Source organism: Mesorhizobium sp. YC-39, from assembly GCF_025753795.1.
Classification (GTDB): Bacteria; Pseudomonadota; Alphaproteobacteria; order Rhizobiales; family Rhizobiaceae; genus Mesorhizobium.
Genome location: NZ_JAOWPS010000002.1, coordinates 1,297,606 through 1,322,943, shown reverse-complemented (window position 1 = coordinate 1,322,943; position 25,338 = coordinate 1,297,606). Strand labels below are relative to the sequence as shown.

Below are 25,338 nucleotides of genomic sequence, written 5' to 3'. Positions count from 1 at the left end.
TTCTTTATGCTGCGGCTGCTGATGGCGGCCGCGCCCCAGCAGCATCGCCGCGGTTCGGCGACGGCGCTTCGGTCGCTGCAGGCCTTCACCGGCGCGACCAGGCTCGTCTTCGGCACCTGGCGTCTTTCGCTCGGCGCTCCCTTTATCGAGAATTCAGTTGACGGCGAAAAGTCACATGGCCTCTAGTTCATCGCGCAAGAAATACCTGCTGCTTTGCGCCGTCATTCTCGCCATTGCGATTGCCGCCATCCTCAAGGCCTATGGCCGCGGCAATGCCGATGCGAGCGAGGCTGGCGCGACCGCGAACCGCGTGGCCGCCGTCACGCAGGCCTCCCTGACAGTTTCGGTCGAAAAGGTGCGCAAGGATGAAATCGCTGCGGTGATCACCGCCACCGGCACGGCCCAGGCATGGCAGGAAGCCATGATCGGCGCGCAAACCAGCGGCCTGCAACTGACCGAGATCCTCGTTGCCGAAGGCGACCATGTCAGCAAGGGCGAGGTGATCGCGCGCCTCGACGATGCGGTGCTGAAGGCCCAACTCGCCGAGCAGAAGGCAGCCATCGAGCAGGCGCGCGCGACGCTGGAGGCGGCCGAGACGGCGGCGGCCCGCGCCAGGAAACTCATCGCCAGCAATGCGATCAGCGCCGAGACGGCCGAGGAAAGAGCAACCACGGTCAGGACCAGCCAGGCGCAGCTCGCCCAGGCCGAGGCGGCGGCGGACAACATCGCCGCGCAGCTCGCACGGACTGAAATCCACGCTCCCTTCGACGGCACGGTTTCCACCAGGCCGGCGGTCGCCGGCTCCATCGTTCAGTCAGGCACGGAACTGATGCGGATTGTGCGCGACGGCAAGGTCGAGGTCGCCGTGCAGGTGCCCGAGAAGGATCTGGCGGCGATCACGACCGACCAGGCGGCGACCATAACCGACGCCTCCGGCCGGGTGTTTTCCGGCAGGGTCAGCTCGATCGCCGAGAAGGTCGACGGCACCACAAGGCTGGGCACGGTCTATGTCGCGCCGCTGGACAATTCTGGGCTCCGGCCGGGCATGTTCGCCCGAGTCTCGATCGCCACGTCGGCGGCGGAGGTGCTGAACGTCGCGGAAAGCGCGCTGACCTGGCGCGACGGCAGGCCGGGAGTCTTCGTCGTCGGCAAGGATGGCAAGGTCGCGGCCCGCCGCGTCGAGACCGACAGCCGCAAGGATGGCCGCGTCGCCATCGCCTCCGGGCTGGCTGAAGGCGAGAGCGTCGTCGTCTCCGGCGCCGGCCTGCTCAATGACGGCAACCTCGTTCGCGTCGCGGCGGGCGACAGTGACAAGGCCGTATCGAGCACGGAGACGGTGCGATGAACGCTATTTCCTCCTGGTCGATCCGCAATCCGGTTCCGACCATCGTTCTGTTCCTGTCACTGACGATCGCCGGCCTCTACGGCTTCATGCAACTGCGCACCAACAACATGCCGGACATCGACCTGCCGACGGTCACTGTCACGGTGACGCAGGCGGGTGCAGCACCCAGCGAGATGGAAGTGCAGGTCGCGCAAGTCATCGAGAACGCCGTGGCGAGCCTGGACGGCGTCGATGACGTCTCGACCTCGCTCAGTGAAGGGTCCTCGGTTACCACGGTCGAGTTCACGCTCGACACCGACCCCGAGACGGCCACCAACGATGTGCGCAATGCGGTTTCCGGCGTGCAGGCCAGCCTGCCGGCGGCCGCCCAGGCGCCGGTCGTGGCGAAGGTCAATGCGACGGGCAATTCGGTGCTGACCTATGTGGTCGAGGCGCCAACCATGTCGCCCGATGCGTTGAGCTGGTATATCGACAACGATGTCGCCAAGGCGATGCTCGGCGTCGGCGGCGTGTCCAAGATCACCCGTTCGGGCGGCGTCGACCGGGTCATCCGTGTCGAGCTCGATCCCGACCGCCTCGCCGCGCTCGGGATCAGCGCCGGCGATGTCAGCCAGACGCTCGCTGCCATCAACGTCAACCAGCCGGGCGGCCGCACCACCATCGGCAGCCAGGAGCAGTCGGTGCGCACGCTGGGCAGCGTTACCACTGTCGAGGCACTGGCAGATACACGCGTTGCGTTTTCGAAGGCCGGCGACGTCAAGCTCTCCGACCTCGGCAAAGTCGTCGACAGCTGGGAAAAGCCACGGCAGGCCGCCTATCTCGATGGCAGGGAGGTCGTCGCTTTCAATATCTACAGGTCCGTCGGCTCGAGCGAAATCGACGTGGTCAAGGCCGCGCGCGCCGCAATCGCGGAGATGGGTTCGAAGACAACAGCGGCGACATTTACCGAGGTCACCTCGTCTTCCGGCTTCGTAAGGGAAAGTTACGATGCGGCGTTCGAGGCGCTGTGGCTCGGCGCGCTGCTGGCCATTGGCGTCGTCTGGCTGTTCCTGCGCGACATCAGGGCGACGCTGGTGTCGGCGGTCGCCATGCCGCTGTCGCTGATCCCGACCTTCGCGGTGATGGCGGCGTTCGACATCTCGCTCAACAATATCACCTTGCTTGCGCTGTCGCTGGTGGTCGGCATCCTCGTGGACGACGCCATCGTCGAGATCGAGAACATCGTGCGCCATATGCGACAGACCGGCGTCAGCGCCTATCAGGCGGCGATCGAGGCTGCCGACGAGATCGGGCTCGCCGTGGTGGCGACCACCGCCACCATCGTCGCCGTCTTCCTGCCGGTGGCCTTCATGCCGGGCATTCCCGGAAAATTCTTCTTCTCGTTCGCGGTCGCGGTGTGCGTGTCGGTGCTATTCTCGCTCCTGGTGGCGCGCATGCTGACCCCGCTGATGGGCGCCTACCTCGTGCGCGCCGGCGGCCACAGCGAAGAGGACACGCCGGCCTGGGTGCCGACCTATCTGTGGCTGCTGCGCAAGGCGCTCGACCATCGCTGGATCACGCTTTTGGCCGGCATCGCCTTCTTTGCCGGCTCGATGGCGCTGGCGGCGCAGCTGCCGACCGAATTCATGGCGGCGACCGATCGCGGCCGCTCGATGATCTCGGTCGAGCTGCAGCCGGGATCGACGATCGAGCAGACGACGGCCGTGGTCAAGGACATCACCAAACGCCTCGAGGGCGAACCGGCGGTCGACAGCGTCTTCGCCACGATTGGCACGGCGGCCGAGTCGGGCGGCGGCCCGAATCGCGGATCGACCTCGGCCGAAGTGCGCAGCGCCAATGTCACCGTCAATCTGAAGCCGCGCGACGAGCGAATGGTCAGCCAGCAGGAATTTGAGGCCGACGCCTCACCGAAGCTCAACGACATTCCCGGTGCCCGTATCCAGTTCGGCGCCGACGGCTTTTCGGGCGCCAAGGTGTCGATCACGCTGGTCGGCGACAATGGCGATGCGCTGCAGCAGACCAGCGATGCGCTGATCGACCAGATGAAGTCGGTTCCCGGCCTCAGCAATCCGACCTCGACGGCTGCGACTACAAAGCCGGAGCTGATCGTGCGCCCCGACAGCGCCAGGGCGGCCGAGCTCGGCATTACTCCGACCGAGATCGCCCAGACGGTGAAGATCGCCACCGTCGGCGACACCGACACCAGCCTGCCGAAATTCAATCTCGGCGACCGCCAGGTGTCGATCGTGGTGACCTTGCCCGATGGCGCGATCGACGATCCCGCAAAGCTTGCCATCCTGCCGCTGACCGGCAGCAAGGGCACCGTACCGCTTGCCGCGATCGCCGACATCAGCTTCAGCGCAGGCCCCAACAGCATCACGCGGGTGGATCGCAGCCGCAGCGCCACGATAGAGGCTGATCTTTCCCGCATCACGCTCGGCGAGGCGACTACGGCGATCCGCGATTTGCCGGCCATGCAAAATCTGCCGGCGGGCGTGCACGAACTGGCGCGGGGCGACGCCGCCCGCATGCAGGAACTGTTCAGCGGATTTGCCATGGCGATCGCCGCCGGCATCGTGCTGATGTATCTGACACTGGTGCTTCTGTTCCGCGGCTTCGTGCAGCCGGTGACGATCCTGGTGGCGCTGCCGCTGTCGGTGGGCGGTGCGCTCGGCTTCATGCTGATCACCGGCAAGGCGCTTGGCTTATCGCCGCTCATCGGCATACTGATGCTGATGGGCATCGCGGCCAAAAACTCGATCCTGCTCGTGGAGTATGCTCTGGTGGCGCAGAAGGAACGCGGCATGAGCCGTTTCGAGGCACTGCTCGACGCCGCCCGCAAGCGGGCGCGGCCGATCGTCATGACATCGATCGCCATGGGCGCCGGCATGCTGCCGATCGCACTCGGCATCGGCGCCGATGCCGAGACGCGCGCGCCGATGGCCATCGCCGTAATCGGCGGGCTCATCTCGTCGACCCTGCTCAGCCTCGTCTACGTGCCGGTCGTCTACACCTTCATGGACGATATCCAGCACTTTCTCGGCCGGCATCTGTCTCGGCTCCTGGTGGAACGATCCGATGCCGACAGCCAGGCGGCGACCGCAATTTCAGGGAAAGATCCAGGCCATGCGCATCCAGTCTAGTCAGTCTCCGCTGCCGCTACGCCGGATCGCGCCCTGGGCCGGAATGCTGTGCGCGGCGCTTCTTCTGGCTGCCTGCTCGCAGGAGCAAAGCAACGCCCCTGCAGGTATGGGCGGTGTCGGCAAACCCGAGGTCGGCGTCGTCACCTTGCATCCGCAATCGGTGGCGATCACCGCCGAATTGCCGGGGCGCACCTCGGCTTCGCTGATTGCCGAGGTCCGGCCGCAGGTGAATGGCATCATCCAGCAGCGGCTGTTCAAGGAGGGCAGCGAAGTGGTGGCGGGGCAGCCGCTCTACCTCATCGATCCGGCAAGCTACAAAGCGGACTATGACAGCGCCGTCGCGGCCCGGCAGAAGGCGGAGGCCGCCTTGCCTTCCGCGCAGGCCAAGTTCGACCGCTATGCCGGATTGCTGAAGCAGAACGTGGTCTCGAAACAGGATTATGACGATGCCGCCGCCACACTTGCACAGGCCCAGGCGGATGTGGCGTCGGCCAAGGCCAGCGTCGAGACCGCGCGCATCAGTCTCGACCGCACCTCGATCACCGCGCCGATCGCCGGCCGCATCGACAAATCCACGCTGACCCCCGGAGCCCTGGTCACCGCCAACCAGGATACGGTGCTGACCACCATCCGTGCGCTCGATCCGATCAATGTCGATGTCACGCAGTCGAGTACCAATCTGCTCAATCTGCGCCAGGCCATTTCGGAAGGGCGGCTGAAGTTCAGCGGCCCCAATGTCAGCGTCAAGCTGAAGCTCGACAACGGCACCATCTATGCGCAGACCGGCAAGCTGGAATTCTCTGGCGCCAATGTCGACCAGACGACCGGCACTTTCGCGCTGAGAGCCGAGTTCCCCAATCCGGACCGCCTGCTTCTGCCCGGCATGTATGTGCGGGCGCTGGTCGAGGAGGGCGTCGCCCCGAACAGTTTCCTGGTGCCGCAGCGCGGCGTCAGCCGCAACACCAAGGGCGAGGCGACGGCAATGGTCATCAATGCCGAGGGCAAGGTCGAGACGCGCGTTCTCGCCGTGCGCAACAGCGTCGGCAACAACTGGCTGGTGGATTCAGGCGTCGGCGACGGCGACCGCGTCATCGTCGAGGGCATGCAGCTCGTGCGCGCCGGCGGCGATGCAACGGGTGTCGAAGTGACGATCGACGAAGCGACCGGCGAGATCGAGGAGCGTCAATCCTCGGCCGCGCCCGCTCCCTTGCAAGCAGCCGATAGCGGCCAGAAACCGGCGCAAGGCGCCTCAAGCAACAACTGAGGCACATCATGTCCGCGTTTTTCATCAACCGGCCGATCTTTGCCTGGGTGATCGCCATCGTGATCATGCTGGGCGGCCTGCTCGCGCTCACCTCGCTGCCGATCTCGCAATACCCGCAGATTGCGCCGACCACGGTCAACATCAGCGCGACCTATCCGGGCGCCGACGCCCAGACGGTGGAAAATTCGGTGACCAAGGTCATCGAGCAAGGCATGACCGGCATCGACAATCTCGACTATATGACGGCGACGTCGACCTCGACCGGTTCAGCCTCGATAACGCTGACCTTCACCACGGCCGCCGATCCCGACACCGCCCAGGTGCAGACGCAAAACAAGCTGCAACTGGTGCAGTCGCAACTGCCGCAGGTGGTGCAGAGCAACGGCATCACCGTCTCCAAATCCTCGACCGGCTTCCTGATGGTCATCGGCTTCGTCTCCAGCGACGGCAAGATGAACTCGACCGATCTCGCCGACTATGTCGACTCTACCATCAACGACACGCTGAAGCGCGTCGAGGGTGTCGGCTCGACGCAGCTTTTCGGCTCCGGCTATGCCATGCGCATCTGGCTCGACCCGGACCAGCTCGCCAAATATGCCCTGATGCCGAGCGACATCGCCTCGGCGATCGAAGCGCAGAACACGCAGGTTTCAGCAGGCCAGCTCGGCGGCCTGCCGGCGCGCAAGGGCCAGCAGCTCAATGCCACGGTGACCGCCAAGAGCCGGCTGCAAACCGCCGAACAGTTTCGCAACATCATCCTGAAGAGCCAGACGGACGGCTCGCTGGTTCGCCTCAACGATGTCGCGACTGTCGAACTCGGCGCCGAAAGCTATACGACTCAAGCCAACTACAACGGCAAGCCGGCAGCTGGTGTCGCCGTCAACCTGGCGACCGGCGCCAACGCCATCAATACCGCCGAGGCGGTGCGCACGACGATCAACCGGCTGAGCTCGACCTTCCCGCAAGGCGTCGAGGTCGTCTATCCCTACGACACCTCGCCCTTCGTGCGGCTGTCGATCGAGGAGGTGGTCAAGACGCTGGCCGAGGCGATCGTGCTGGTGTTCCTGGTGATGTTCGTCTTCCTGCAGAACCTGCGCGCGACCATCATTCCAACGATCGCCGTGCCGGTTGTGCTGCTCGGCACGTTCGGCGTGCTGTCGCTCTTCGGCTATTCGGTCAACACGCTGACCATGTTCGCCATGGTGCTGGCCATCGGCCTGCTCGTCGACGACGCCATCGTCGTCGTCGAGAATGTCGAGCGCGTGATGCAGGAGGAGGGCCTGCCGCCCAAGGAGGCGACGCGCAAGTCGATGAACGAAATCACCGGTGCGCTGGTCGGCATCGCCACCGTGCTGTCGGCGGTGTTCGTGCCGATGGCGTTCTTCGGCGGCTCGACCGGTATCATCTACCGGCAATTCTCGGTCACTATCGTCTCGGCGATGGTGCTGTCGGTGCTGGTAGCACTTGTGCTGACGCCGGCGCTTTGCGCCACCATCCTGCGGCCACCCAAGGACCATGCGACGCAGAAGGGTCCGTTCGGCTGGTTCAACCGGGTCTTCGACCGCGGCACAACAGCCTATCGCGACGGCTCGCATGGCATCATCAACCGGGGCAAGCGCTTCCTCGTCGTGTTCCTGGCCATCGTCATCGCCATGGGCTGGATGTTTGCCCGGTTGCCGAGTTCGTTCCTGCCGGAAGAGGACCAGGGCATCCTGATCACCAGCGTGCAATTGCCGGTCGGCGCGACGCAGGACCGGACCGAGCGCGTGCTGGCCCAAGTGACCGACCACTATCTCAAGGACGAAAAGGACGCGGTCGAAGGGGTCTTCACCGCCTCGGGCTTCGGCTTTGGCGGCGCCGGGCAGAATGTCGGTATTGCGTTCGTGCCACTGAAGGATTTCAGCCATCGCAAATCGCCGGCCTTGGCGGCGCAAGCTGTCGCCGGCCGGGCGATGGGCGCTTTTTCCAAGATCAGGGATGCCCAGGTCTTCGCGCTTGCCCCTCCCGCCATCCAGGGTTTCGGCAACACCAACGGCTTCGACTTCTACCTGCAGGACGTCAACGGCGCCGGCCATGACGCGCTGATCCAGACGCGCAACCAGCTTCTGGCCTTGGCCGGGCAGAGCAAGCTGCTCGCCAATACTCGCCCCAACGGCCAGGAAGACCAGCCGCAATTTTCGGTGGATATCGACGAGGAAAAGGCGAGCGCGCTGGGCGTCAGCCTCGCCGACATCAACAACACGCTTTCCACTGCCTGGGGCAGCGACTACGTCAACGACTTCATCGATCGCGGACGGGTGAAGCCGGTCTATCTGCAGTCGGACCCGAACTTCCGCATGCAGCCGGAAGACCTGGACAAATGGCGGGTCCGCAATTCCAACGGCGCCATGGTGCCGTTCTCTGCCTTCGCCTCCAGCCACTGGACATTCGGCTCGCCCAGGCTCGAACGCTACAATGGTTCGGCGGCGGTGGAGATCCAGGGCGCTGCGGCCACTGGCGTGAGTTCAGGTGCTGCGATGGACGAGATCGACAGGCTGGTGGCGCAGCTTCCCGCAGGATATTCCCACGAATGGACCGGGCTGTCGCATCAGGAGCGGCTTTCCGGCAATCAGGCGCTGTCGCTCTATGCGATTTCGGCGCTGGTCGTGTTCCTGTGCCTGGCCGCGCTCTATGAAAGCTGGTCGATCCCTTTCGCGGTCATGCTGTCGGTGCCGATCGGCATCTTCGGTGCGCTCTTGGCGGCGAGCCTGTTCGGCCAGACCAACGACGTCTATTTCAAGGTCGGGCTGCTGACCACGATCGGCCTCGCCGCCAAGAACGCCATCCTCATCGTCGAGTTTGCCATCGAGCGGCAGACCGCCGGCATGGGTCTCGTCGAGGCGACGCTGGAGGCTGCGCGACAACGGCTGCGACCGATCCTGATGACGTCGCTGGCCTTCATCCTCGGCGTCACGCCGCTCGCCATCGCCAGCGGCGCCGGCTCGGGGGCGCAGAACTCCGTCGGCATCGGCGTCATGGGCGGCATGATCGCGGCGACGGTGATTGGCGTGTTCCTGGTGCCGCTGCTGTTCGTCACGGTGCGGCGCATCTTTAGGGGCAAGGCAGTCAAGGATACTGGGCAGGATACGGGCGAGACGCCAGCAACAGCCAACCAGCAATAAGGGTTCTTTCCATGACAGGTTTTGAACGTGGCTCGTGGGCCGCGAGGCGGACGATTGTGCCTATTTTCACCGCCGCCCTGCTCTCGGGATGCGTCGTCGGTCCGGATTATCAAACACCGATCCTGCCGATGCCGGCAAACTGGAGCGGCCAGAAGCCGGCAAAATCCGCTCAACCGGCGCAACTGTCGAAATGGTGGCAGCGCCTGCGCGATCCGGAGTTGAACGCGCTTGTCGAGCAGGCGGTTTCCAGTAATCTCGATGTCGCCACCGCCAAGGCCAGGATCCGCGAGGCGCGCGCCAGCTATCGCCAGAGCCTCGGCACATTGCTGCCGTCGGTCGATGGCTCCGGCTCCGCCGCCCGCAGCAAGTCGGCGGCGACTACGTCAGGCACCAGCGCTACCTACAGCGAATACCAGGCGGGTTTCGACGCCAGTTGGGAACTCGACCTGTTCGGCGCCAATCATAGAAGCGTAGAGGCCGCCCGCTACAGGCTGGATGCTTCCGCGGAGGAGCTGCGCTCGACCCTGCTGACACTGGTCGGCGATGTTGCATCCTATTACACCCAGGCGCGTGGCTATCAGGCGCGTATCCAACTCGCCCGGCGCGCAGCCGCCTCGCAAAATCAAACCGCCGCACTCACCCGGGCCATGGCGAAGGCCGGCACTGCGACGGCAGCGGATGTCGCGAAAGCCATGGGCCAGGCAAGCAGCACCGAAGCCGATATCCCGACGCTGGAAGCAGGCTATGCCGAAGCGGTACACCGCCTTTCGGTGCTCACCGGCCGACCGCCCGCCGCCCTGAACGAGCGGCTGAAGCACGGCGCGCCGATACCGGCGCCGCGTCTGCCTATCCCGACCGGGATTCCGTCCGACATTCTGCTTGCCCGCCCCGATGTGCGCATGGCTGAGCGGCAATACGCGCAATACACCGCCAAGATCGGCCAGGCGGAGGCGGCCCGCTATCCCAGCGTCAGTCTCACCGGAGACATCGACACATCCGCGCTCAAACTCGGCGACCTCGGCAAGAACTCCTCGATCGGCTGGTCTTTCGGGCCAACGCTCAGCGTGCCGGTCTTCAACGCCGGCCAGTTGAAGGCCGCCGTCGAGGTCGCCAAAGCCCAGCGCGACCAGTATTTCATCGCTTACAGATCGTCGGTGCTGACAGCGCTCGAGGATGTGGAAAACGCGATCATTTCGCTGCGCCAGGAGCGCATCAAGAACGGCAGGCTTGCCTCTTCCGCGAAATCCTATGGCGAGGCGGTGCGCCTGGAAAGCACGCTCTTCAAGGCTGGCGAGACCAGCCTCCTCGATGTGCTCGACGCCCAGCGGTCGCTCTACTCGGCCGAGGACGATCTGCTGCAAAGCCGCATTGCCATCGCCACCGACTACATCGCCCTCAACAAGGCGCTCGGCGGCGGCTGGGACGGTATGATCGATGCGAGCAAGCCGGAGGTGGTCGACACCAAGACCGGCCCGCGGCTGGCGTCGAAACCCTGAGGCCGCTCCATTCATCACGGAGAGGAAATCGACGAAATCGGATATCTGGATCGGGGGTCGCTTGCATGTCGTCATCCAATTGTCATATGTTTTCCCTAAACATCCTTGCATCTGGATTCATAGATATATGGATAAGAACGCCGCTCTCCGTGCATTGGCAGCACTTGGCCAGGACACCAGGCTCGAAGTCTTTCGCTTGCTGGTCCGGGCGGGCGCAGACGGTGTGCCGGCCGGCGAGGTCGCCGCGCGCCTGGGTACGGTGCAGAACACCATGTCGGCGCATCTCAAGGTTCTTGACCATGCCGGGCTCGTTCGCGCCGAGCGTGAGGGCCGAACGATCCGCTATGTCGCCGACATGACCGGCTTTCGCGATCTGCTTGCCTATCTCATGGAGGATTGCTGCAACGGCGCGCCGGAACTCTGTCAGCCCGCCATCCAGGCTGTAACTTGCAAATGTTAGAAGGGAGGCATGAACCGTGAGCGAAACATATAATGTTCTTTTCCTTTGCACCGGCAATTCGGCTCGCTCGATCCTCGCCGAGGCCATTCTAAACCGTGTCGGAGCCGGCAAGTTCAAGGCTTATTCGGCCGGTTCGCACCCGAAGGGGGCGGTCCATCCCTATACGCTCCAGCTTTTGAAAACCCTCAACCACGATACGTCCTTCGCCCGTTCGAAAGACTGGCAGGAATTCGCGGTTCCCGGCGCGCCTGAAATGAATTTCGTTTTCACGGTCTGCGACAACGCGGCCAATGAATCCTGCCCGATCTGGCCGGGCCAGCCGATGACGGCGCATTGGGGCGTGCCCGACCCTGCCGCCGTCGAGGGCACGGACGCAGAAAAGCATCTGGCCTTCGCCGAAGCCTATCGCATGCTCAACAACCGGATTTCGATCTTCGTCAGCCTGCCGATGAACATGATCGACAAGCTCGCCCTGCAGAAGCGGCTCGATGAAATCGGCCGCAATCTTCCGATAGCCGGCTAGAGATCATGGCAGCTGACCTATCCCGTCGCATCGTCGCGGAAGCGCTCGGCACGGCGATGCTCGTCGCCACGGTGGTCGGTTCGGGCATCATGGCGGACCGTTTGAGCGATGACGTCGCCGTGTCCCTGCTCGGCAACACCTTGCCGACAGGGGCGATCCTTGTGGTGCTGATCACCATACTCGGCCCGATCTCGGGCGCGCATTTCAATCCGGCGGTGACGCTGGTCTTTGCGCTCAGGCGGGAGATAGGGGCGAACGCCGCACTGGCCTATCTCCTGGCGCAAGTCGCGGGCGGCCTTGCCGGGACGTTTCTGGCGCATGCCATGTTCGAGCAGCCAATTCTGCAAGTAGCCGAGACGGCCAGAACGGGAAGCGGACAATGGCTTGCGGAAGTGGTGGCCACCTTCGGCCTGGTCTTCACCATCCTTGCGGGTCTTCGCTTCCGCTTGGATGCAATTCCGTGGCTGGTCGGGCTCTACATCACCGCAGCCTACTGGTTCACGGCATCGACGTCCTTCGCCAATCCGGCCGTCGCCATCGCGCGGGCCTTCTCCAATACTTTCGCCGGCATCCGTCCTGTCGACCTGCCGGGATTCATCCTCGCCGAATTTCTCGGCGCACTGCTTGCAATGATTTTGGCAGGATGGCTGCTCGCCGAACCCAAGCCAATCGAACAGATGAAGGCTGCCGAATGACCGTTACCATTTACCACAACCCCGACTGCGGCACGTCGCGCAACACGTTGGCCATCATCAAACAGTCCGGCGAGGAGCCGGAGGTGATCGAGTATCTGAAAAACCCGCCGTCGCGAGAACGGCTGGTCGAGCTTATCGCCGCAATGGGGATGACGCCGCGCGAATTGCTGCGCGAGAAGGGTACGCCTTACGCCGAACTCAAGCTCGGCGACCCGAAGTGGAGCGATGACGAGATCATCGATTTCATGCTGGCGCATCCAATCCTGATCAACCGGCCGATCGTGGTGAGCCCGCTCGGTGTCGTCCTGGCACGGCCGTCTGAAGTGGTTCTCGACATCCTGCCCAATCCCGATATCGGGCCGTTCACCAAGGAAGACGGCGAAGTGGTGATCGATGCGTCGGGGCGGCGCCTCATCTGAAGACCTCTATTTCGATAATCATGGAAATAGCACTTGACGGCACGCGCGAGTAGGCGCTAGCCTATTTCCATGAAACTCGAACAAGCAGCAAGACAGCTCGAGGCGCTCGGCAATCCGAGGCGGCTCAATCTCTATCGCACGCTGGTCAGGGCAGGCGAGGCCGGGCGACCGGTCGGTTATCTGCAAGAGACGCTGGGCATCGCCGCGTCGACCCTGTCGCATCATCTCCACCGGCTCATCCTGACCGGCCTGGTCACCCAGGAACGCCAGGCAACGACGCTGATCTGCCGCGCCAATTATCCTGTCATGAACGAACTACTCGGTTTTCTCGCCGATGAATGCTGCGCCGATGCCGCGTGCGCCCCGACTTCCGGCGAGGCAGCCGCGTAATTTTTGCCGACTATTTCCATAGTCCTAGAAATATAGAAGGTGTGTTATGGTTTCTGACAGCACTCTCCCGGTCGCCATCATCGGCGGCGGACCGGTCGGACTGGCAGCGGCGGCGCAACTCATCAGCCGCGGTCTGCCGGTCAAGCTCTATGAGGCCGGGTCACAGGTCGGATCGAACCTGCGGGACTGGGGCCATGTGCGGGTTTTTACGCCGTGGCGCTACTGTGTCGATGCGGTCGCTCGAAAACTTCTCGAAAGCCATGGCTGGCACATGCCGGAGCCGGAGGCTTTCCCCACGGCCGATGAAATCGTCGAGCGATATCTCGCTCCGCTCGCAAGGCTTTTCGAACTGGCGCCGTCTATCGAGACCAATGCCCGTGTCGTCGCCGTTTCCCGCTGGGGCGCCGACAAGGTTCCGAGCAAGGGGCGCGAACAAAAACCCTTCATGCTTGTGGTCGAGACCGCAAATGGCATGCGCCGGGACAACGCCCGCGCGGTCATCGATGCCTCCGGCACATGGCGGACGCCGAACCCGCTCGGTGCGGGCGGTATTGCGGCCGAAGGCGAGATCGAGTTCGGCAGCCGGATTGCCTATGGCATACCGGATGTCCTCGGCCGGGACCGTCAGGTCTATGCGGGCCGGGTGACCTTGGTGGCCGGTTCCGGCCACTCCGCCGCAAATGCCCTGCTGGACCTGGACAGGCTAGCGGAAACCGAACCGGGCACCTCGGCACTATGGGTGACGCGCGGCACCGATCTTGTGCGCATCTATGGCGGCGGTGATGCCGATGCCTTGCCGGCGCGGGGCGAGCTTGGTTCCGATACACGCGATCTCGTCGAGAGCGGCCGCGTCCGGCTGGTGACGGGCTTTGCCACAATTGCCATCCGCGAGGTCGACGGCCGCCTGGTGGTCGAGGGGCAAACGACGGACGGATTGCGCAGGCTCGGCCCTGTCGACCGGATCATCGCCGCGACGGGCCAGCGCCCCGACCTCGCCTTGACTCGGGAGCTTCGATTGGATCTCGATCCGTGGCTCGAAAGCGTCAAGGCGCTGGGGCCGCTCATCGATCCCAACGAACATTCATGCGGTGACGTGCCGCCGCATGGGCATCGCGAACTCAGCCACCCGGAACAGGATTTCTATACGGTTGGAATCAAGAGCTATGGCCGGGCACCGACGTTTCTGCTGCTGACGGGCTACGAGCAGGTCCGCTCGGTCGCAGCTGTGATCGCCGGCGACATGGCGGCGGCCGATGCCGTGCAACTGGCATTGCCCGAGACCGGCGTTTGCGTGGTGCCGGTATCTGTTTCAGACACTTCATCGCAAGGTTGCTGCGGCGGGCCGGCGCCGGCGGCGGTCGATGCCTGCTGCGTCGCGGACGCCGAGGCAAAGGCGGGCGGCAAGGCGGGATGCGGCTGTGGCGTCGCGGCATGAGCCTTGTGCCGCCTTCCACGGCCGTCATGCGCCGCCGCCGCACGATCGTCGCGGCATTGGGCGTAACGCAGATCATGGCATGGGGGTCGTCCTACTATCTCCCGGCCGTCATTGCGCCGACAGTCGCGGCCGAGACAGGCTGGCCACTGGCATGGGTTGTTGGAGGGCTGTCCCTCGGATTGCTGATTGCCGGGTTGATCTCGCCCTATGTGGGGATTGCCATCGAGAAGCGTGGCGGGCGAAATGTCCTGGCGACCAGCGCGCTTTTCATCGGGATCGGACAGATTGGGTTGGCTGCCGCTCCCAACCTGATCGTTTATATAGCGGCATGGCTGGTGATTGGCCTTGGGATGGGGGCCGGTCTTTATGACGCCGCCTTCGCGACCCTGGGTCGCCTCTACGGCCATGGGGCAAGATCCGCCATCACCAGCCTTACGCTCTTCGGCGGCTTTGCAAGCACCATCTGCTGGCCGCTCTCGGCCTTTCTGATGGGGGAGATCGGGTGGCGTGGAACATGCCTGACCTATGCCGCCGTACAATTGCTGATCGCGCTGCCGCTATATCTCCTCATCCTGCCGCGCGGCGTTGCCGGTTCCGCCGGCCAAGCCGACCAGAATATGGTCATGGCTTCCACACCAAGGACGAGATCGACGCCGGTCATGGTCATCCTGGCCATAACCATAACGCTCGCAGCGGTCATATCCTCCACCCTCTCGGTCCACCTTCTGACTGTTCTCCAGTCGAGCGGCATGGCGCTGGCCGCCGCGGTAGGCCTGGGCGCGCTTGTTGGTCCGTCGCAAGTCGGCGCACGCGCAGTCGAGATGGTCATTGCCCGCTATCACCACCCGATATGGACAAAGGTCGTATCGGTCGGATGTGTGGCGATCGGGGTGTTGGCTCTCTGGATGGGAATGCCGATCGTCCCGTTAGCCCTGGCGTTTTACGGCGCCGGCATCGGCCTGGAATCAATTGCCAGGGGGACGTTGCCACTCGCCCTGTTCGGCGCCTCCGGCTATGCCAGGCTTATGGGTCGTCTGGCCATGCCAAGCCTGATTGCTCAAGCCGCCGCCCCTTCCATGGGCGCGCTGCTTATCGAACAAGCCGGTGCGCATGGCATGCTTGCGGTGCTGTCAGCACTTGCATTGGTCAATGTGGTTCTGGTCGGCGGACTCGCGCTGCTGCTTTTCCGGCCCGGAGCCACGGGAATCGAGTCTGTTTCATAATCGCCGAGCGCTACGAAGTCGCGACGTCACAATGGCCATCCGCGTACAGCCTGTGCGCAGACGGGAGCTGTCGGCCATGAGTGCTCGACGGGCTGCGATCGGGTTGATAAGCCCTCTCGGCCAAGGAGAGTCGAGACATGACCGTTGCGATCGAGATGGGGCACACGAGCGCGGGTACTCCGGCGGCGCTGGATCTTGAGGAACTGCTGGCGACCCGCCTGCTGGTGCAGGGCAATTCGGGCTCCGGCAAATCGCATCTGCTGCGGCGGTTGCTGGAACAGAGCGCGCCCTGGGTGCAGCAGACCATCATCGACCCCGAAGGCGATTTCGTGTCGCTGGGCGACCGTTTTGGCCATCTGGTTATCGATGCCGAGGAGCATACCGAGCGCGGTCTGCAGAGCGCCGGTGAGCGGGCGCGCATCCATCGCGTCTCGACGGTGCTCAATCTCGAAGGGCTCGACGCCGAGAACCAGATGCGGCGCGCCGCCGCCTTCCTCGGCGGGCTGTTCGAGGTCGCCCGCGATCACTGGTACCCGATGCTGGTGGTGGTGGACGAGGCGCAGCTCTTCGCGCCGGCGGTCGCCGGCGAGGTTTCGGACGAGGCGCGCAAGCTCTCGCTCGGCGCCATGACCAATCTGATGTGCCGGGGCCGCAAACGCGGGCTTGCCGGGATCATCGCCACGCAGCGGCTGGCCAAGCTTGCCAAGAACGTCGCCGCCGAGGCTTCCAATTTCCTCATGGGCCGGACCTTTCTCGATATCGACATGGCGCGCGCGGCCGACCTTCTCGGCATGGAGCGGCGGCAGGCGGAGGCCTTTCGCGACCTGGAGCGCGGACAATTCATGGCGCTTGGCCCGGCGCTGTCGCGCCGTCCGCTGGGCGTGCGCATCGGCCCGACGGATACAAGTCCGCGCAATGGCACTCCGCGCCTGATGCCGTTGCCGGAAGCCGCACTTGAGGACGCACGAGCCATCATCCTGGCGGCGCCGCCGCCCGAAACTGTCCGGCCGCAGCGCCGGTCGTCGCCGGACCTGCTCGACCAACTGATGGCGGCGAAGTCGGCGGCGCTGGAAATCCGCCCTGAACCAATGGAGGCGCCGATCAGCGCCGAGGATCTGGCGCAGCGGCGTGAGCGTGTCGACCGTGTTCTGCGCGCCATTCTGGCGCAACCCGACGCGGGCTTTCGTGTTATCGGCGTGCTTTATCAGGAGTTCGTCGTCCGCTGCCGGATCGAGGGTCTCGCCTCGGCCGTGCCGGATCTGCCGGAGTTCCGCCGCATGCTGACGCGGGCGCGCGCCGGCCTCGGCTCCGACATGGCGGGGGATGACGCCTGGCAGGATGTCTCGGTGCGCGCTTCGCTTCTGCCCGAGGACATGCAAGGCGTGTTCATGATGATCGCGCGCGCGGCGAAAGAGGGCTGGCCTTGCCCGAGCGACGCGGCGATCGCCCGCGCCTATGGCTCGCACTCGCTGCGCCGCGCCCGGCGTTTGCTGACCTATATCGAGGAGCAAGGCCTCATTGTCTGCCAGCTCGATGGAACCGGGCGACGCACCGTGACGCTGGTGGAACTCGCCTGGGCAACGGCCCCGGGCGACCCCAATGCCGGGGAGGCGGAGCAGGGGAGTTTGGCGCTGTGAGGATGGGAGAGGACTCACAAAGGACAACCAAAGGACTTCTGTCCAGTCCGAGCCAGCATAGGTTCGTTTGGCAAGATCAGCCAATTGTGCCGCGCTCGTCAGTGGCCGGTTTCAGCCCTCGGGGGTGGCCTTCCGTCCTTTGGAATTCCCGGAATTGGCTCTTTGCAGTATTCTGCCGAATTGCGGGGTGAACGCAGTGTCGATCGCCCTCAATTTTGGCGGGGGGCGCATGAGAGGGGTTCTTGATGCGGTCGTCATAGGCGCCGGCTCGGCCGGGCTTGGTGTCAGCTATTTCCTGCAGCAACATGGCTGCGCGCACCATGTTCTCGAGCGAGGTTGCATAGGAGAGACGTGGCGAACGCAGCGCTGGGACTCCTTCCGGCTGAACTCGACGAACATACGCACCATGCTGCCCGGCGATTCCTACGACGGTCCGGACCCCTGGGGTGCGATAACGCACCACGAACTCGTCGCCTATCTGGAAGGCTATGTTGATCGGCACCGCTTGCCGGTGCGCACCGGAGTGGCTGTTGAGCAGCTGAATCTCGAGGACGGAGCCTACCGAGTCGCAGCTGACGGCGAGACGCTTCTGGCTCGCACGATCGTGATTGCAACCGGCAATCAGAACCGCCAGGTCCGGCCGCCTTGGTCGTTCGACTTGCCGACGACAGTTCGCCAGGTCAATTCCTCTGCCTATCGCAACCCGGCCGAGCTCGCTGACGGCGCCGTGCTGGTGGTCGGGAGCGGCCAGTCGGGCGGCCAGATTGCAGAGGATCTGGTGCATGCCGGACGTCGGGTGTTTCTGGCGACGAGCCGCACTGGCCGCCTGGTACGCCGCTATCGCGGCGGCGACTCGTTCAACTGGCTCACTGTATCGGGTTTTGCCGACGTCCCCCGCCGGGAGCTCATCCTGGAAAACGGCAGGCCGCCGCCGCGCCCGCTGCTGGGAGCGACCCACACGATCAGCCTGCAATCGCTGAGCGCGCAAGGGGTGACCCTGCTCGGCCGTTTCACGGGCGTTGTGAACGGCAGCCTCGCCTTCGGCGACGAGGTCGGCGAGCACATGCGCGTCGCAGACGAGGCCTCGGCCGACTTGAAGCGAGTGATCGACGAATACATCGAGCGTGCCGGCCTCGATGCGCCGCCGGCCGAGGATGATCCAGCCGAAACGGTTGCGCCCTGCGTGCCGAGCCCGCCAATCCGCTCGATCGACCTGGCCGCAAGCGGCATCTCCTCGATAATCTGGTGTACCGGCTTCTCGGGCGACTTCTCATGGGTGAAGCTTCCCGGTGCCCTCAATGCGGCCGGCCAACCCATACATGAGGATGGTATCGGCACCGTTCCGGGGCTCTATTTCGCCGGCCTCGATTTTGCGTTAACGCGGAAATCAGGCACCATACCGGCCGTTGCCGAGGAGGCGCGCCAGATGGTGGACGACATCATCAAAGGACGAGCAGGCTCACAGTCAACAACGCCTGGAGTGGATCGCGAGGTCACGTAGTGACTTTCCTTCGCGACCACTGTCGCACCAATCACAACCGTGTAGGTCCGGTCTTCATGCAGGTTTGCTGGCGGGCGCTGAACAAGATGTGTTTCGCCGATCGGTGCGCGGCCATTTATGATCGATTCGCGGCGGCAACACCCGCAAGGAATCGCAAAACGGCTTTGGCAGGAGAATTGACCCGGTGCGGTTGAGATCTGTTCCTCTCGGTATCATCAACATCCTCAGCTTGCTCATCATCGTCATCGCCTTGACGGCGTCGGCCCGATCCTTTGCCGCGTTGCAACGGTCCGATGTCCCGGCCTGGCTGCAGGCGCATGTCGGCAAAGGCGAGGGGCAAATCGCGCAAGTGGTGCTGGAGAGGGCACGCGCGCTCTACCTGGAAAAGGTGAGCGAGGGTGCCGTCACGAACCCCTGCTATTTTGCCATGGATGCGACCCGTCCCGGCGATCTGGGCAATGGCGTGCTGGGGCGCCGCTATTACGTCATCTGCGAAGCCAAGCAGTCATTTCGCGCGGTGTCGTCGGGTCATGGCGGCGGCCGCAATTTGAAAGGGGTCGCGAATTTCGCCAATGGGAGACGGTGTGCGAAGAACTTCGGCAACGCGATGGATTCGGAATTGACGGCCGGCGGGGCCTATATGACCGGCGAGGCGAAAACGTCGTTCAAAGGCTATTACCGTATCGGCGCGAAACAGGCAGCTTTGTTGCGCACCTTCGTGCAATTTGATGGTGAAGGTGAAGCCGCGAACGCCAGGCAACGAGCGATTGGCGGACACGCGGCCGCGTTGCTGAGGGGGATGTGTCTGCGAAAAAATCCGAACAGCTCATATGCCGACCATGATGGTTACGTGCCGTTTGGCAGACTGGTGAACTACGCCGCCGGCCGCAGCAATGGCTGCACCAGCTGGTCGCCGGCCGACGCAGAGCAAATCATCCCAATGGTGAAGGACAACCCGACGACGCTCTACATCTACCCTGAATCACGCGACATCGCCGCCGTCGCGAAAACAGTGGCGAGCGGTGGATCGCTGTCGGGCGCTGGCCCCTATTGGAACGCCTCCTGCCTGAAGGAGATCGGCGCTCCAAAATTCTGGCCGAGAAAGATCCTTGAGCCGATCATCACCCAATACAAGAAGAATCATCCGGCACCGCCGCCCCAGCCTGTGCCGATCTGTAAGGAGCCGTGAGCCTTTGTCGCTTATCGAACGGCCGGACGGTATTCGAGAAAATCGTCCGGCCGTCGCTGCGCCCGGGCCTTATTGGTTGATCTCGGGTTCGACGAGCCTTGCCAGATTCTTAAGCGACTCCTGCCAGCCGAGATAGCAGGCCTCGGCCGGAATGGCGTCCGGAATGCCTGCCTGGGTGATATCGAGTTCGGTGCCGACCGACACTTTCTTCAAGCTCACGGTCACCTCAATCTCGCCGGGCAGGTTGGGATCGTCGAACCTGTCGGTGTAGCGCAGGCGCTCACCGGGAACGAGTTCGAGATATTCGCCGCCGAAGGAATGGCTATCGCCCGTGGTGAAGTTGCGGAAGGACATCTTGAAGGCGCCACCGACTTTCGCGTCGAAGCTGTGCACCGTGCAGGTGAAGCCGTTCGGCGGAAGCCATTTCGCCAGCGCATCCGCCTCGGTGAATGCGCGGTAGACCTTCTCCGGGCTGGTCGCCAGAACGCGGTGCAAACGTACGGTGCTTGGCATATCGTATATCCTTTCTGATTGCGTATCGATGCCCTAAGGACGAAGAAACCTTGGCCAGCCCGACACATGCCCTCAGATTTTTTTGAGAGCCATGCGGCTGGCGGGGCGACCAGAGTAATGCTGCGTGCCTGCTTTGGCTTGGGCTAGCTGGAGGATTGGAATGGGTCTCGACCTGGCAGTTTTCAAAAGCGCTTCGACCATGGAGCGGGAATTCCCCGGCTATCGCTTTCAGCGGGAACCGACAAACGGCGAATGCGAGGTGATCCATCCCGAGGGCTTGAATCTCACCTGGGACGACGTCGTGGCGTGCGACTGGCGTGTCGGAAACATCCTCCACATCGCCGCGCTTCGGGAGCTGATTGCCGACCATCTCGGCGAAGGGTCGGCCTTGGAACGGATTGTCCTCTTTTCAACCTGGGGTGTCGGAGACGTCATCGAGGAGCCGAGCTTCGGCGAGCTCGAGCGCGAATTGACGCTCATCGAATCCAGCCCCGACGCATGGGTTAGGGAATTCGCCGATGGACTGGCGAAATTGATCGGCATGGCACGGCGCGAAAAAAACCCTATCGTGTTTGTGTAACCCGTAGCGCCAGCGGAGCCCAACACAATGACCCTGACCAATCGAGACATTGTCGAGCTTACGGCATGGCGGCGCAAGCTGCACCAGCAGCCGGAAATCTCCAACGAAGAGGAGAAGACGGCAAAAGAGGTGGTCGACTTCCTCGCCGATACAGGACCGGACAAGGTGCTGACAGGGTTGGGCGGCCACGGCGTCGCTGCGGTTTATGACAGCGGTCAGGCGGGGCCGACAGTGCTGTTCCGCTCGGAGCTCGATGCGCTGCCGATCCATGAGCTTTCCGGCGTGCCGCATGCATCGCAGGTGCCGGGAAAGTCGCATATGTGCGGCCATGACGGGCATACCGCGATCCTGGCAGCGCTCGGCCGCCAGTTGGGGCGCGAAAGACCCGCGCGCGGCCGCGTCGTGCTGATGTTCCAGCCGGCGGAAGAGACCGGCAATGGCGCGGCCGGCGTCGTCGCCGATCCGCGCTTCGGCGAGATCGTGCCGGATTTCGCCTTCTCGCTGCACAATCTGCCGGGCGTGCCATTCGGCGAGGTGCGGGTCAAACCTGGCGTGGTCAACTGCGCCTCGCGCGGCATGCGCATCGTGCTGGAAGGCAAGACCGCGCATTCGTCCATGCCCGAAACGGGCGTCTCGCCGATGCTGGCTATCAGCCAGCTGATGCCGGCGCTTCCTGCGCTCGGGCGCGGAACCTTCGCCGATGACGATTTCAGCATGGTGACCGTCACCCATGCGTTGATGGGCGAAGCCGTGTTCGGCATCGCGCCCGGTCATGCAGAGGTGTGGGCGACGCTGCGCACCCGGCGCGACGAGCGCATGGCGGAGCTCGTCGCCGCCGCGGAAGCGCTGGCTGCGAAGATCGCCGGCGAGCACAGCCTTTCCGTGCGCTGCGACTATCACGAGATATTTGTTGCCAGCGTCAACGCGCCGGATGCGGTGGAGCATCTCAACCGCGCGCTCGACGAGGAAGGTGTGCCGCGCACCGAAGACAGCCTGCCGATGCGCGCTTCGGAGGATTTTGGCGTGTTTGGCCACAGCGCTGTATCCGCCATGTTCTTCCTCGGTGCCGGCGAGCGGTACCCTGCGCTGCACAATCCCGACTATGATTTTCCGGACGATCTGATCCCGATCGGCTCGAAAATATTCATGCGCACGGCGCGCAATCTGCTGGGTTGAGCGGCTGAACGCTGACGCCGTCCTGGTCGCTCTATGTCAGGCGCGGGTTCCGAGCGGGGGCGCTGGCCGCTCAGTCCTCACTCCATGCGATGAGCAACGGACCTTCGCTGCCATAGACCGGATCCTTCGCTGGGCGGCCAACCTTCGGGATTGTCCGAAGTGCTTCCTCATGCTGTTCGGCACTGGTGCAGAGATCGTAGGTGCCGAAGGGCGGATAAGCGCCGACGACGAGAAGATCGGCGGACGAGGACAGGCGCTGGTGCCCGGTGCCGGCTGGCAGGATCGCCACGTCGCCGGCCTTGACCGACAGCACCTCACCCTTGTCGCCGCCGAACCGCACTTCGGCCGTGCCGCGCGCGATGCCCAGCACCTCATGGATGCGTGAATGGTAGTGAACGTAATTGAAGATGCCGTTGCGCCAGCTGCCGTCCCAGCCATTCGACCCGAAAAGCGCCTCGAACACGGAAGCTGGATCGACATCGCCCGGCAGCTCCACGGCCCCGGGATAGACGATCATCGGCCAGCGCGGGTGGTTGGGCACCAAGCCGTCATCCGCGAAGCGGAAGGTAAGCGGTTTTCGCTGATTGACGATCTGCGCCACTTTTCCTGCTGCCTTTGACACCGCCGAACTCCGCTTTCTTCATGCTCCCAACAGCGATCGAAGTCGGCAAGAAGAACTCATCCGAGCCATCTCCGATCTTCAGTCCGACAGCAGACCGATCTTAACCTGCCGGAGCATCCTTTGTTCCGGGCGACCTCGTAATCGGTCGGCAAGCAATCCAGAGCAGGCGTCGGATTGGCGCGCGATCCGCATTGCATCCAGACGCCGTGGCGATCAAGCTGCGGGCAGATCATCCGCATCTACCCCGAGCGTCTTGCATGCGGCGCTGGGCCGCGTATTTCACGAGGAGGTCAAAAATGCGTGCATTTCAGCTTTCGACGATCGTCGCAGCAATGCTGCTGTCGGCGTTCACACTCTTTGCCATCACCATGGGTGGCACCTCTGCGGCACCAGCGCAGAACCTCTACAAATTGTGCCGCCAGGTGAAGAACGACGACACGATCCGCCCCTATTCGCACGATCTTTACAGCGGCACGGTCAAGGCGTTCAAAAAGCTCTTTCCGGACGCCAACGGCGCGCCGGAGGAGTCCGGGTTGCAGACACAGGCCAATTATCGCTGCATGAACGGCAAGGTGCAGGTCTGTTTCGTCGGCGCCAACCTGCCTTGCGCCAAAATGAACGCTGCGCGCGACAATCCCGGCGCCGACGAGTATTGCAAGGCCAACCCGAATGACGACGTCGTGCCGGCTGTGGCCACAGGCCACGACGCCGTCTATTCCTACAAATGCCAGAACGGCAAGGCCGAGGTCGCCGGCAATCCCTGGAAGCTCGATAAGCGCGGCTTTGCAAAGGAGCTGTGGACCATGCTTCCCGACCAGTGAGATCGTCGATTGGCGGGCACCTCGCCGCCCTAGATCGGCCCCGGTCTCCAGCTTCCACGTCGTCTACCCGCCGGAGGCGAGCCGTCAGCGCAGGTCGGCGCGAAGATCGCGTACGCCGCGTCCCAGGCGCTGGCGCAAGAGCGTGCGCAGCGTGGCTCCGTCTATGTAACCGACTTCGGCTGCTATGGCGTCGATGTCCAGGCCACTGCCGTGCAGCAGAGATTGCGCGTGTTCGACACGCAAGTCCTGGAAATACGAAAGCGGCGATTTGCCGAGCACCGCCTGGCACCGGCGCTGCAATGAGCGTGCGCTGGTCGCCAGCGCGCTGGCGGCTTCCTGCAGCGAGAAACCCTCCCGGAGATGTTCTCGCGCCCAGCGCTCGAAGCGCAGCACGAGGGGATCCGCCTGCGCCAGATGATTGGGGATGATGTAGGGCGCTTGCGAAGAGCGTATGTCGGCCAGCAGATAGCGTGAAACGATGGCTGCCAGTTCCGGGCTGGCCTTGCGTATCAGCCACAGCGCCAGATCGAGATGTCCCATCGCTGCGCCGGCCGTAACGCCCACATCTGTCGGCACGAGCATTCGTGATTCGTCGAGCAAGACACTGGGGTAGCGTTGTCGAAACAACGGCGCGAGCCACCATGTCGTCGTGGCTTGGCGATGATCGAGAAGTCCGGTTTCCGCCACAAGGAAAGTCCCGATACAGGACGCGGCGATATGCGCGCCTTCTCCATGCCATTGCAGCAGTTGCGCCTTGGCTTGCTTTACATCCAGCCGCGTGAGCGCTGGGATCAACTGCTCCGGCGTCCCGGTGCTGAGTGCCGGGACGATCACCCAGTCCGGCTTCAAATCCGGCGTCACGGCTCGCACCGGTATCGCCAGCCCCAGACCCGACCGAACCTTGCTTCGCACGCCGACGATCGACATATCGAAATGGGGGGCTCCACCCATCAGCCTGGCCGAGAATTTGTTGGCAAGGGTGAACGCGTCGAGCATGACGGTCAGGCCCGTGTCGAACAGTCCCTCAAGAGCGAGCACGGAAATCCGCATGGCGCAAATGACCTTATAGTTGGCATTTACGACAATACCAGCTTTGCGGTCCGCTCGCTAGATTGCGCCTCGTCGGACATCAAAAACAACAGACAAGGAGTGTTCTCATGAAGGTTTTAGCCATCGCGGCGATCGCCAAGCCGCTCACGCCGGAACAGCGGCAGCAGATCATGCCGAGCGAGGTGCCAGCCACGCTCAAGCTCTATCTCGACGGCAAGATCGAGCAGTTCTGGTTCCGCCAGGACAAGCCCGGCGTGATCTTTCTCATGAACGTCGAGTCCGTCGAAGAGGCCAAGGCGGCGGTGGAGGCGCTGCCGCTCACAGAAGGCGGTTTTGCGAATTATGATCTGATGCATGTCGGCCCGCTCGCCCCGCTCGGCCTGCTGATCCAGGGCAATTGAGCAGAAGACAGATGAGCGCGAGGAGCCGCCCAGAGGCCGACGTTGGTCAACGACAAGTTCCCATCGCCGACCTGACCAGCCAGCCCAATAAAGGCTGGTTGGTTGCGGGCTGGCTAATGCCGCTTGAAATACTGGACCTCGCGCTCGTGCTTCTCGGCGGCCTCCCGCGATTTGAAAGTGCCGAGATTTCTGCGCTTGTGGGTCTTCGGGTCGACCTTGCGGGAATAGAGACGGTACTCGCCGGACTTCAGCTTGCGGATCATGGCAACCTCCTGCGCCGGTATAAATCCGTGC

At 63.7% G+C, this 25,338-nt stretch carries 24 protein-coding genes; 20 read left to right on the top strand and 4 right to left on the bottom strand.

The genetic code is table 11. The features are described 5' to 3' along the window. The first annotated feature begins 6 nt into the window (after nucleotides 1-6). The 16 genes from OHD62_RS15905 (at nucleotide 7) to OHD62_RS15830 (ending at nucleotide 19,881) form a co-directional block, all read left to right on the top strand. A complete protein-coding gene (locus OHD62_RS15905; RefSeq protein WP_263783724.1) occupies nucleotides 7-186 on the top strand; it encodes a hypothetical protein in 180 nt (59 codons plus the stop codon). After that, nucleotides 176-1,345, top strand: coding sequence for an efflux RND transporter periplasmic adaptor subunit (locus OHD62_RS15900; protein ID WP_263783723.1), 1,170 nt, complete (start codon nucleotides 176-178; stop codon nucleotides 1,343-1,345). The genes OHD62_RS15905 and OHD62_RS15900 overlap by 11 nt, the downstream gene beginning before the upstream one ends. Then, nucleotides 1,342-4,488, top strand: a complete 3,147-nt coding sequence (locus OHD62_RS15895) for an efflux RND transporter permease subunit (RefSeq protein ID WP_263783722.1) — start codon at nucleotides 1,342-1,344, stop codon at nucleotides 4,486-4,488. The genes OHD62_RS15900 and OHD62_RS15895 overlap by 4 nt, the downstream gene beginning before the upstream one ends. After that, a complete protein-coding gene (locus tag OHD62_RS15890) occupies nucleotides 4,472-5,752 on the top strand; it encodes an efflux RND transporter periplasmic adaptor subunit (RefSeq protein WP_318528602.1) in 1,281 nt (426 codons plus the stop codon). Before OHD62_RS15895 ends, OHD62_RS15890 begins: the two co-directional genes overlap by 17 nt. Nucleotides 5,753-5,760: 8 nt before the next feature. Further along, a complete protein-coding gene (locus OHD62_RS15885; RefSeq protein WP_263783721.1) occupies nucleotides 5,761-8,913 on the top strand; it encodes an efflux RND transporter permease subunit in 3,153 nt (1,050 codons plus the stop codon). Between the two features lie 11 nt (nucleotides 8,914-8,924). Then, on the top strand, nucleotides 8,925-10,409 hold the full coding sequence (locus OHD62_RS15880; protein WP_263783720.1) for an efflux transporter outer membrane subunit: 1,485 nt from the start codon (nucleotides 8,925-8,927) through the stop codon (nucleotides 10,407-10,409). A 127-nt stretch (nucleotides 10,410-10,536) separates the two neighbouring features. Continuing rightward, nucleotides 10,537-10,869 carry an ArsR/SmtB family transcription factor gene (locus OHD62_RS15875; protein ID WP_263783719.1) on the top strand — a complete coding sequence of 111 codons (333 nt, stop codon included), beginning with the start codon at nucleotides 10,537-10,539 and terminating at the stop codon, nucleotides 10,867-10,869. Nucleotides 10,870-10,885: 16 nt separating this feature from the next. Next, nucleotides 10,886-11,392 (top strand): arsenate reductase ArsC, encoded by a 507-nt coding sequence (locus OHD62_RS15870; protein ID WP_263783718.1) that lies wholly within the window; start codon nucleotides 10,886-10,888, stop codon nucleotides 11,390-11,392. A gap of 5 nt (nucleotides 11,393-11,397) precedes the next feature. Then, entirely contained in the window at nucleotides 11,398-12,087 is a 690-nt protein-coding gene (locus OHD62_RS15865; RefSeq protein ID WP_318528601.1) for an MIP/aquaporin family protein, read from the top strand. Then, nucleotides 12,084-12,506, top strand: coding sequence for an arsenate reductase (glutaredoxin) (arsC, locus tag OHD62_RS15860; protein ID WP_263783717.1), 423 nt, complete (start codon nucleotides 12,084-12,086; stop codon nucleotides 12,504-12,506). Before OHD62_RS15865 ends, arsC begins: the two co-directional genes overlap by 4 nt. Before the next feature lie 69 nt (nucleotides 12,507-12,575). Continuing rightward, on the top strand, nucleotides 12,576-12,896 hold the full coding sequence (locus tag OHD62_RS15855; RefSeq protein WP_263783716.1) for an ArsR/SmtB family transcription factor: 321 nt from the start codon (nucleotides 12,576-12,578) through the stop codon (nucleotides 12,894-12,896). Nucleotides 12,897-12,942: 46 nt separating this feature from the next. After that, complete coding sequence (locus OHD62_RS15850) at nucleotides 12,943-14,331, top strand: NAD(P)-binding protein (protein WP_263783715.1); 1,389 nt, start codon at nucleotides 12,943-12,945, stop codon at nucleotides 14,329-14,331. Then, nucleotides 14,328-15,554, top strand: a complete 1,227-nt coding sequence (locus OHD62_RS15845; protein ID WP_263783714.1) for an MFS transporter — start codon at nucleotides 14,328-14,330, stop codon at nucleotides 15,552-15,554. The genes OHD62_RS15850 and OHD62_RS15845 overlap by 4 nt, the downstream gene beginning before the upstream one ends. A gap of 137 nt (nucleotides 15,555-15,691) precedes the next feature. Then, nucleotides 15,692-17,191, top strand: a complete 1,500-nt coding sequence (locus OHD62_RS15840; RefSeq protein ID WP_263783713.1) for an ATP-binding protein — start codon at nucleotides 15,692-15,694, stop codon at nucleotides 17,189-17,191. Nucleotides 17,192-17,420: 229 nt separating this feature from the next. Next, entirely contained in the window at nucleotides 17,421-18,692 is a 1,272-nt protein-coding gene (locus tag OHD62_RS15835; protein WP_263783712.1) for a flavin-containing monooxygenase, read from the top strand. 184 nt (nucleotides 18,693-18,876) lie between these two features. Next, nucleotides 18,877-19,881 (top strand): murein L,D-transpeptidase catalytic domain family protein, encoded by a 1,005-nt coding sequence (locus tag OHD62_RS15830; RefSeq protein WP_263783711.1) that lies wholly within the window; start codon nucleotides 18,877-18,879, stop codon nucleotides 19,879-19,881. A gap of 69 nt (nucleotides 19,882-19,950) precedes the next feature. Here the strand turns inward: OHD62_RS15830 and OHD62_RS15825 are convergent, their stop codons facing one another. Next, nucleotides 19,951-20,394 carry an SRPBCC family protein gene (locus OHD62_RS15825; RefSeq protein WP_263783710.1) on the bottom strand — a complete coding sequence of 148 codons (444 nt, stop codon included), beginning with the start codon at nucleotides 20,392-20,394 and terminating at the stop codon, nucleotides 19,951-19,953. A gap of 160 nt (nucleotides 20,395-20,554) precedes the next feature. Here OHD62_RS15825 and OHD62_RS15820 point away from each other — a divergent pair, with 160 nt between their 5' ends. Both OHD62_RS15820 and OHD62_RS15815 read left to right on the top strand, forming a co-directional pair. Further along, nucleotides 20,555-20,974, top strand: a complete 420-nt coding sequence (locus OHD62_RS15820) for a hypothetical protein (protein WP_263783709.1) — start codon at nucleotides 20,555-20,557, stop codon at nucleotides 20,972-20,974. Nucleotides 20,975-21,001: 27 nt separating this feature from the next. Then, entirely contained in the window at nucleotides 21,002-22,150 is a 1,149-nt protein-coding gene (locus OHD62_RS15815; RefSeq protein ID WP_263783708.1) for an amidohydrolase, read from the top strand. Between the two features lie 70 nt (nucleotides 22,151-22,220). On the opposite strand, the gene OHD62_RS15810 is transcribed toward OHD62_RS15815, so the two are convergent. Further along, complete coding sequence (locus OHD62_RS15810) at nucleotides 22,221-22,772, bottom strand: cupin (protein WP_263783707.1); 552 nt, start codon at nucleotides 22,770-22,772, stop codon at nucleotides 22,221-22,223. 296 nt (nucleotides 22,773-23,068) lie between these two features. On the opposite strand from OHD62_RS15810, the gene OHD62_RS15805 reads away from it, so the two are divergent. Beyond that, complete coding sequence (locus tag OHD62_RS15805; protein WP_263783706.1) at nucleotides 23,069-23,593, top strand: hypothetical protein; 525 nt, start codon at nucleotides 23,069-23,071, stop codon at nucleotides 23,591-23,593. An 84-nt stretch (nucleotides 23,594-23,677) separates the two neighbouring features. On the opposite strand, the gene OHD62_RS15800 is transcribed toward OHD62_RS15805, so the two are convergent. Next, nucleotides 23,678-24,643, bottom strand: a complete 966-nt coding sequence (locus OHD62_RS15800) for a GlxA family transcriptional regulator (RefSeq protein ID WP_412177376.1) — start codon at nucleotides 24,641-24,643, stop codon at nucleotides 23,678-23,680. Nucleotides 24,644-24,750: 107 nt separating this feature from the next. Between OHD62_RS15800 and OHD62_RS15795 the strand changes: the two genes are divergently transcribed. Then, nucleotides 24,751-25,044, top strand: coding sequence for a hypothetical protein (locus OHD62_RS15795; protein WP_263783704.1), 294 nt, complete (start codon nucleotides 24,751-24,753; stop codon nucleotides 25,042-25,044). Between the two features lie 113 nt (nucleotides 25,045-25,157). On the opposite strand, the gene OHD62_RS15790 is transcribed toward OHD62_RS15795, so the two are convergent. Further along, on the bottom strand, nucleotides 25,158-25,307 hold the full coding sequence (locus tag OHD62_RS15790) for a hypothetical protein (RefSeq protein WP_239369110.1): 150 nt from the start codon (nucleotides 25,305-25,307) through the stop codon (nucleotides 25,158-25,160). Nucleotides 25,308-25,338 lie beyond the last annotated feature (31 nt).

Bases quoted from the DNA above. Each gene is read 5' to 3' on its own strand.
- OHD62_RS15825 (WP_263783710.1), bottom strand. From the start codon at position 20,394: ATGCCAAGCACCGTACGTTTGCACCGCGTTCTGGCGACCAGCCCGGAG.
- OHD62_RS15800 (WP_412177376.1), bottom strand. From the start codon at position 24,643: ATGCGGATTTCCGTGCTCGCTCTTGAGGGACTGTTCGACACGGGCCTG.
- OHD62_RS15885 (WP_263783721.1), top strand. From the start codon at position 5,761: ATGTCCGCGTTTTTCATCAACCGGCCGATCTTTGCCTGGGTGATCGCC.
- OHD62_RS15905 (WP_263783724.1), top strand. From the start codon at position 7: ATGCTGCGGCTGCTGATGGCGGCCGCGCCCCAGCAGCATCGCCGCGGT.
- OHD62_RS15845 (WP_263783714.1), top strand. From the start codon at position 14,328: ATGAGCCTTGTGCCGCCTTCCACGGCCGTCATGCGCCGCCGCCGCACG.
- OHD62_RS15890 (WP_318528602.1), top strand. From the start codon at position 4,472: ATGCGCATCCAGTCTAGTCAGTCTCCGCTGCCGCTACGCCGGATCGCG.
- OHD62_RS15875 (WP_263783719.1), top strand. From the start codon at position 10,537: ATGGATAAGAACGCCGCTCTCCGTGCATTGGCAGCACTTGGCCAGGAC.
- OHD62_RS15790 (WP_239369110.1), bottom strand. From the start codon at position 25,307: ATGATCCGCAAGCTGAAGTCCGGCGAGTACCGTCTCTATTCCCGCAAG.
- OHD62_RS15820 (WP_263783709.1), top strand. From the start codon at position 20,555: ATGGGTCTCGACCTGGCAGTTTTCAAAAGCGCTTCGACCATGGAGCGG.
- OHD62_RS15835 (WP_263783712.1), top strand. From the start codon at position 17,421: ATGAGAGGGGTTCTTGATGCGGTCGTCATAGGCGCCGGCTCGGCCGGG.
- OHD62_RS15900 (WP_263783723.1), top strand. From the start codon at position 176: ATGGCCTCTAGTTCATCGCGCAAGAAATACCTGCTGCTTTGCGCCGTC.
- OHD62_RS15855 (WP_263783716.1), top strand. From the start codon at position 12,576: ATGAAACTCGAACAAGCAGCAAGACAGCTCGAGGCGCTCGGCAATCCG.
- OHD62_RS15880 (WP_263783720.1), top strand. From the start codon at position 8,925: ATGACAGGTTTTGAACGTGGCTCGTGGGCCGCGAGGCGGACGATTGTG.
- OHD62_RS15865 (WP_318528601.1), top strand. From the start codon at position 11,398: ATGGCAGCTGACCTATCCCGTCGCATCGTCGCGGAAGCGCTCGGCACG.
- arsC (WP_263783717.1), top strand. From the start codon at position 12,084: ATGACCGTTACCATTTACCACAACCCCGACTGCGGCACGTCGCGCAAC.
- OHD62_RS15815 (WP_263783708.1), top strand. From the start codon at position 21,002: ATGACCCTGACCAATCGAGACATTGTCGAGCTTACGGCATGGCGGCGC.
- OHD62_RS15840 (WP_263783713.1), top strand. From the start codon at position 15,692: ATGACCGTTGCGATCGAGATGGGGCACACGAGCGCGGGTACTCCGGCG.
- OHD62_RS15795 (WP_263783704.1), top strand. From the start codon at position 24,751: ATGAAGGTTTTAGCCATCGCGGCGATCGCCAAGCCGCTCACGCCGGAA.
- OHD62_RS15850 (WP_263783715.1), top strand. From the start codon at position 12,943: ATGGTTTCTGACAGCACTCTCCCGGTCGCCATCATCGGCGGCGGACCG.
- OHD62_RS15895 (WP_263783722.1), top strand. From the start codon at position 1,342: ATGAACGCTATTTCCTCCTGGTCGATCCGCAATCCGGTTCCGACCATC.
- OHD62_RS15805 (WP_263783706.1), top strand. From the start codon at position 23,069: ATGCGTGCATTTCAGCTTTCGACGATCGTCGCAGCAATGCTGCTGTCG.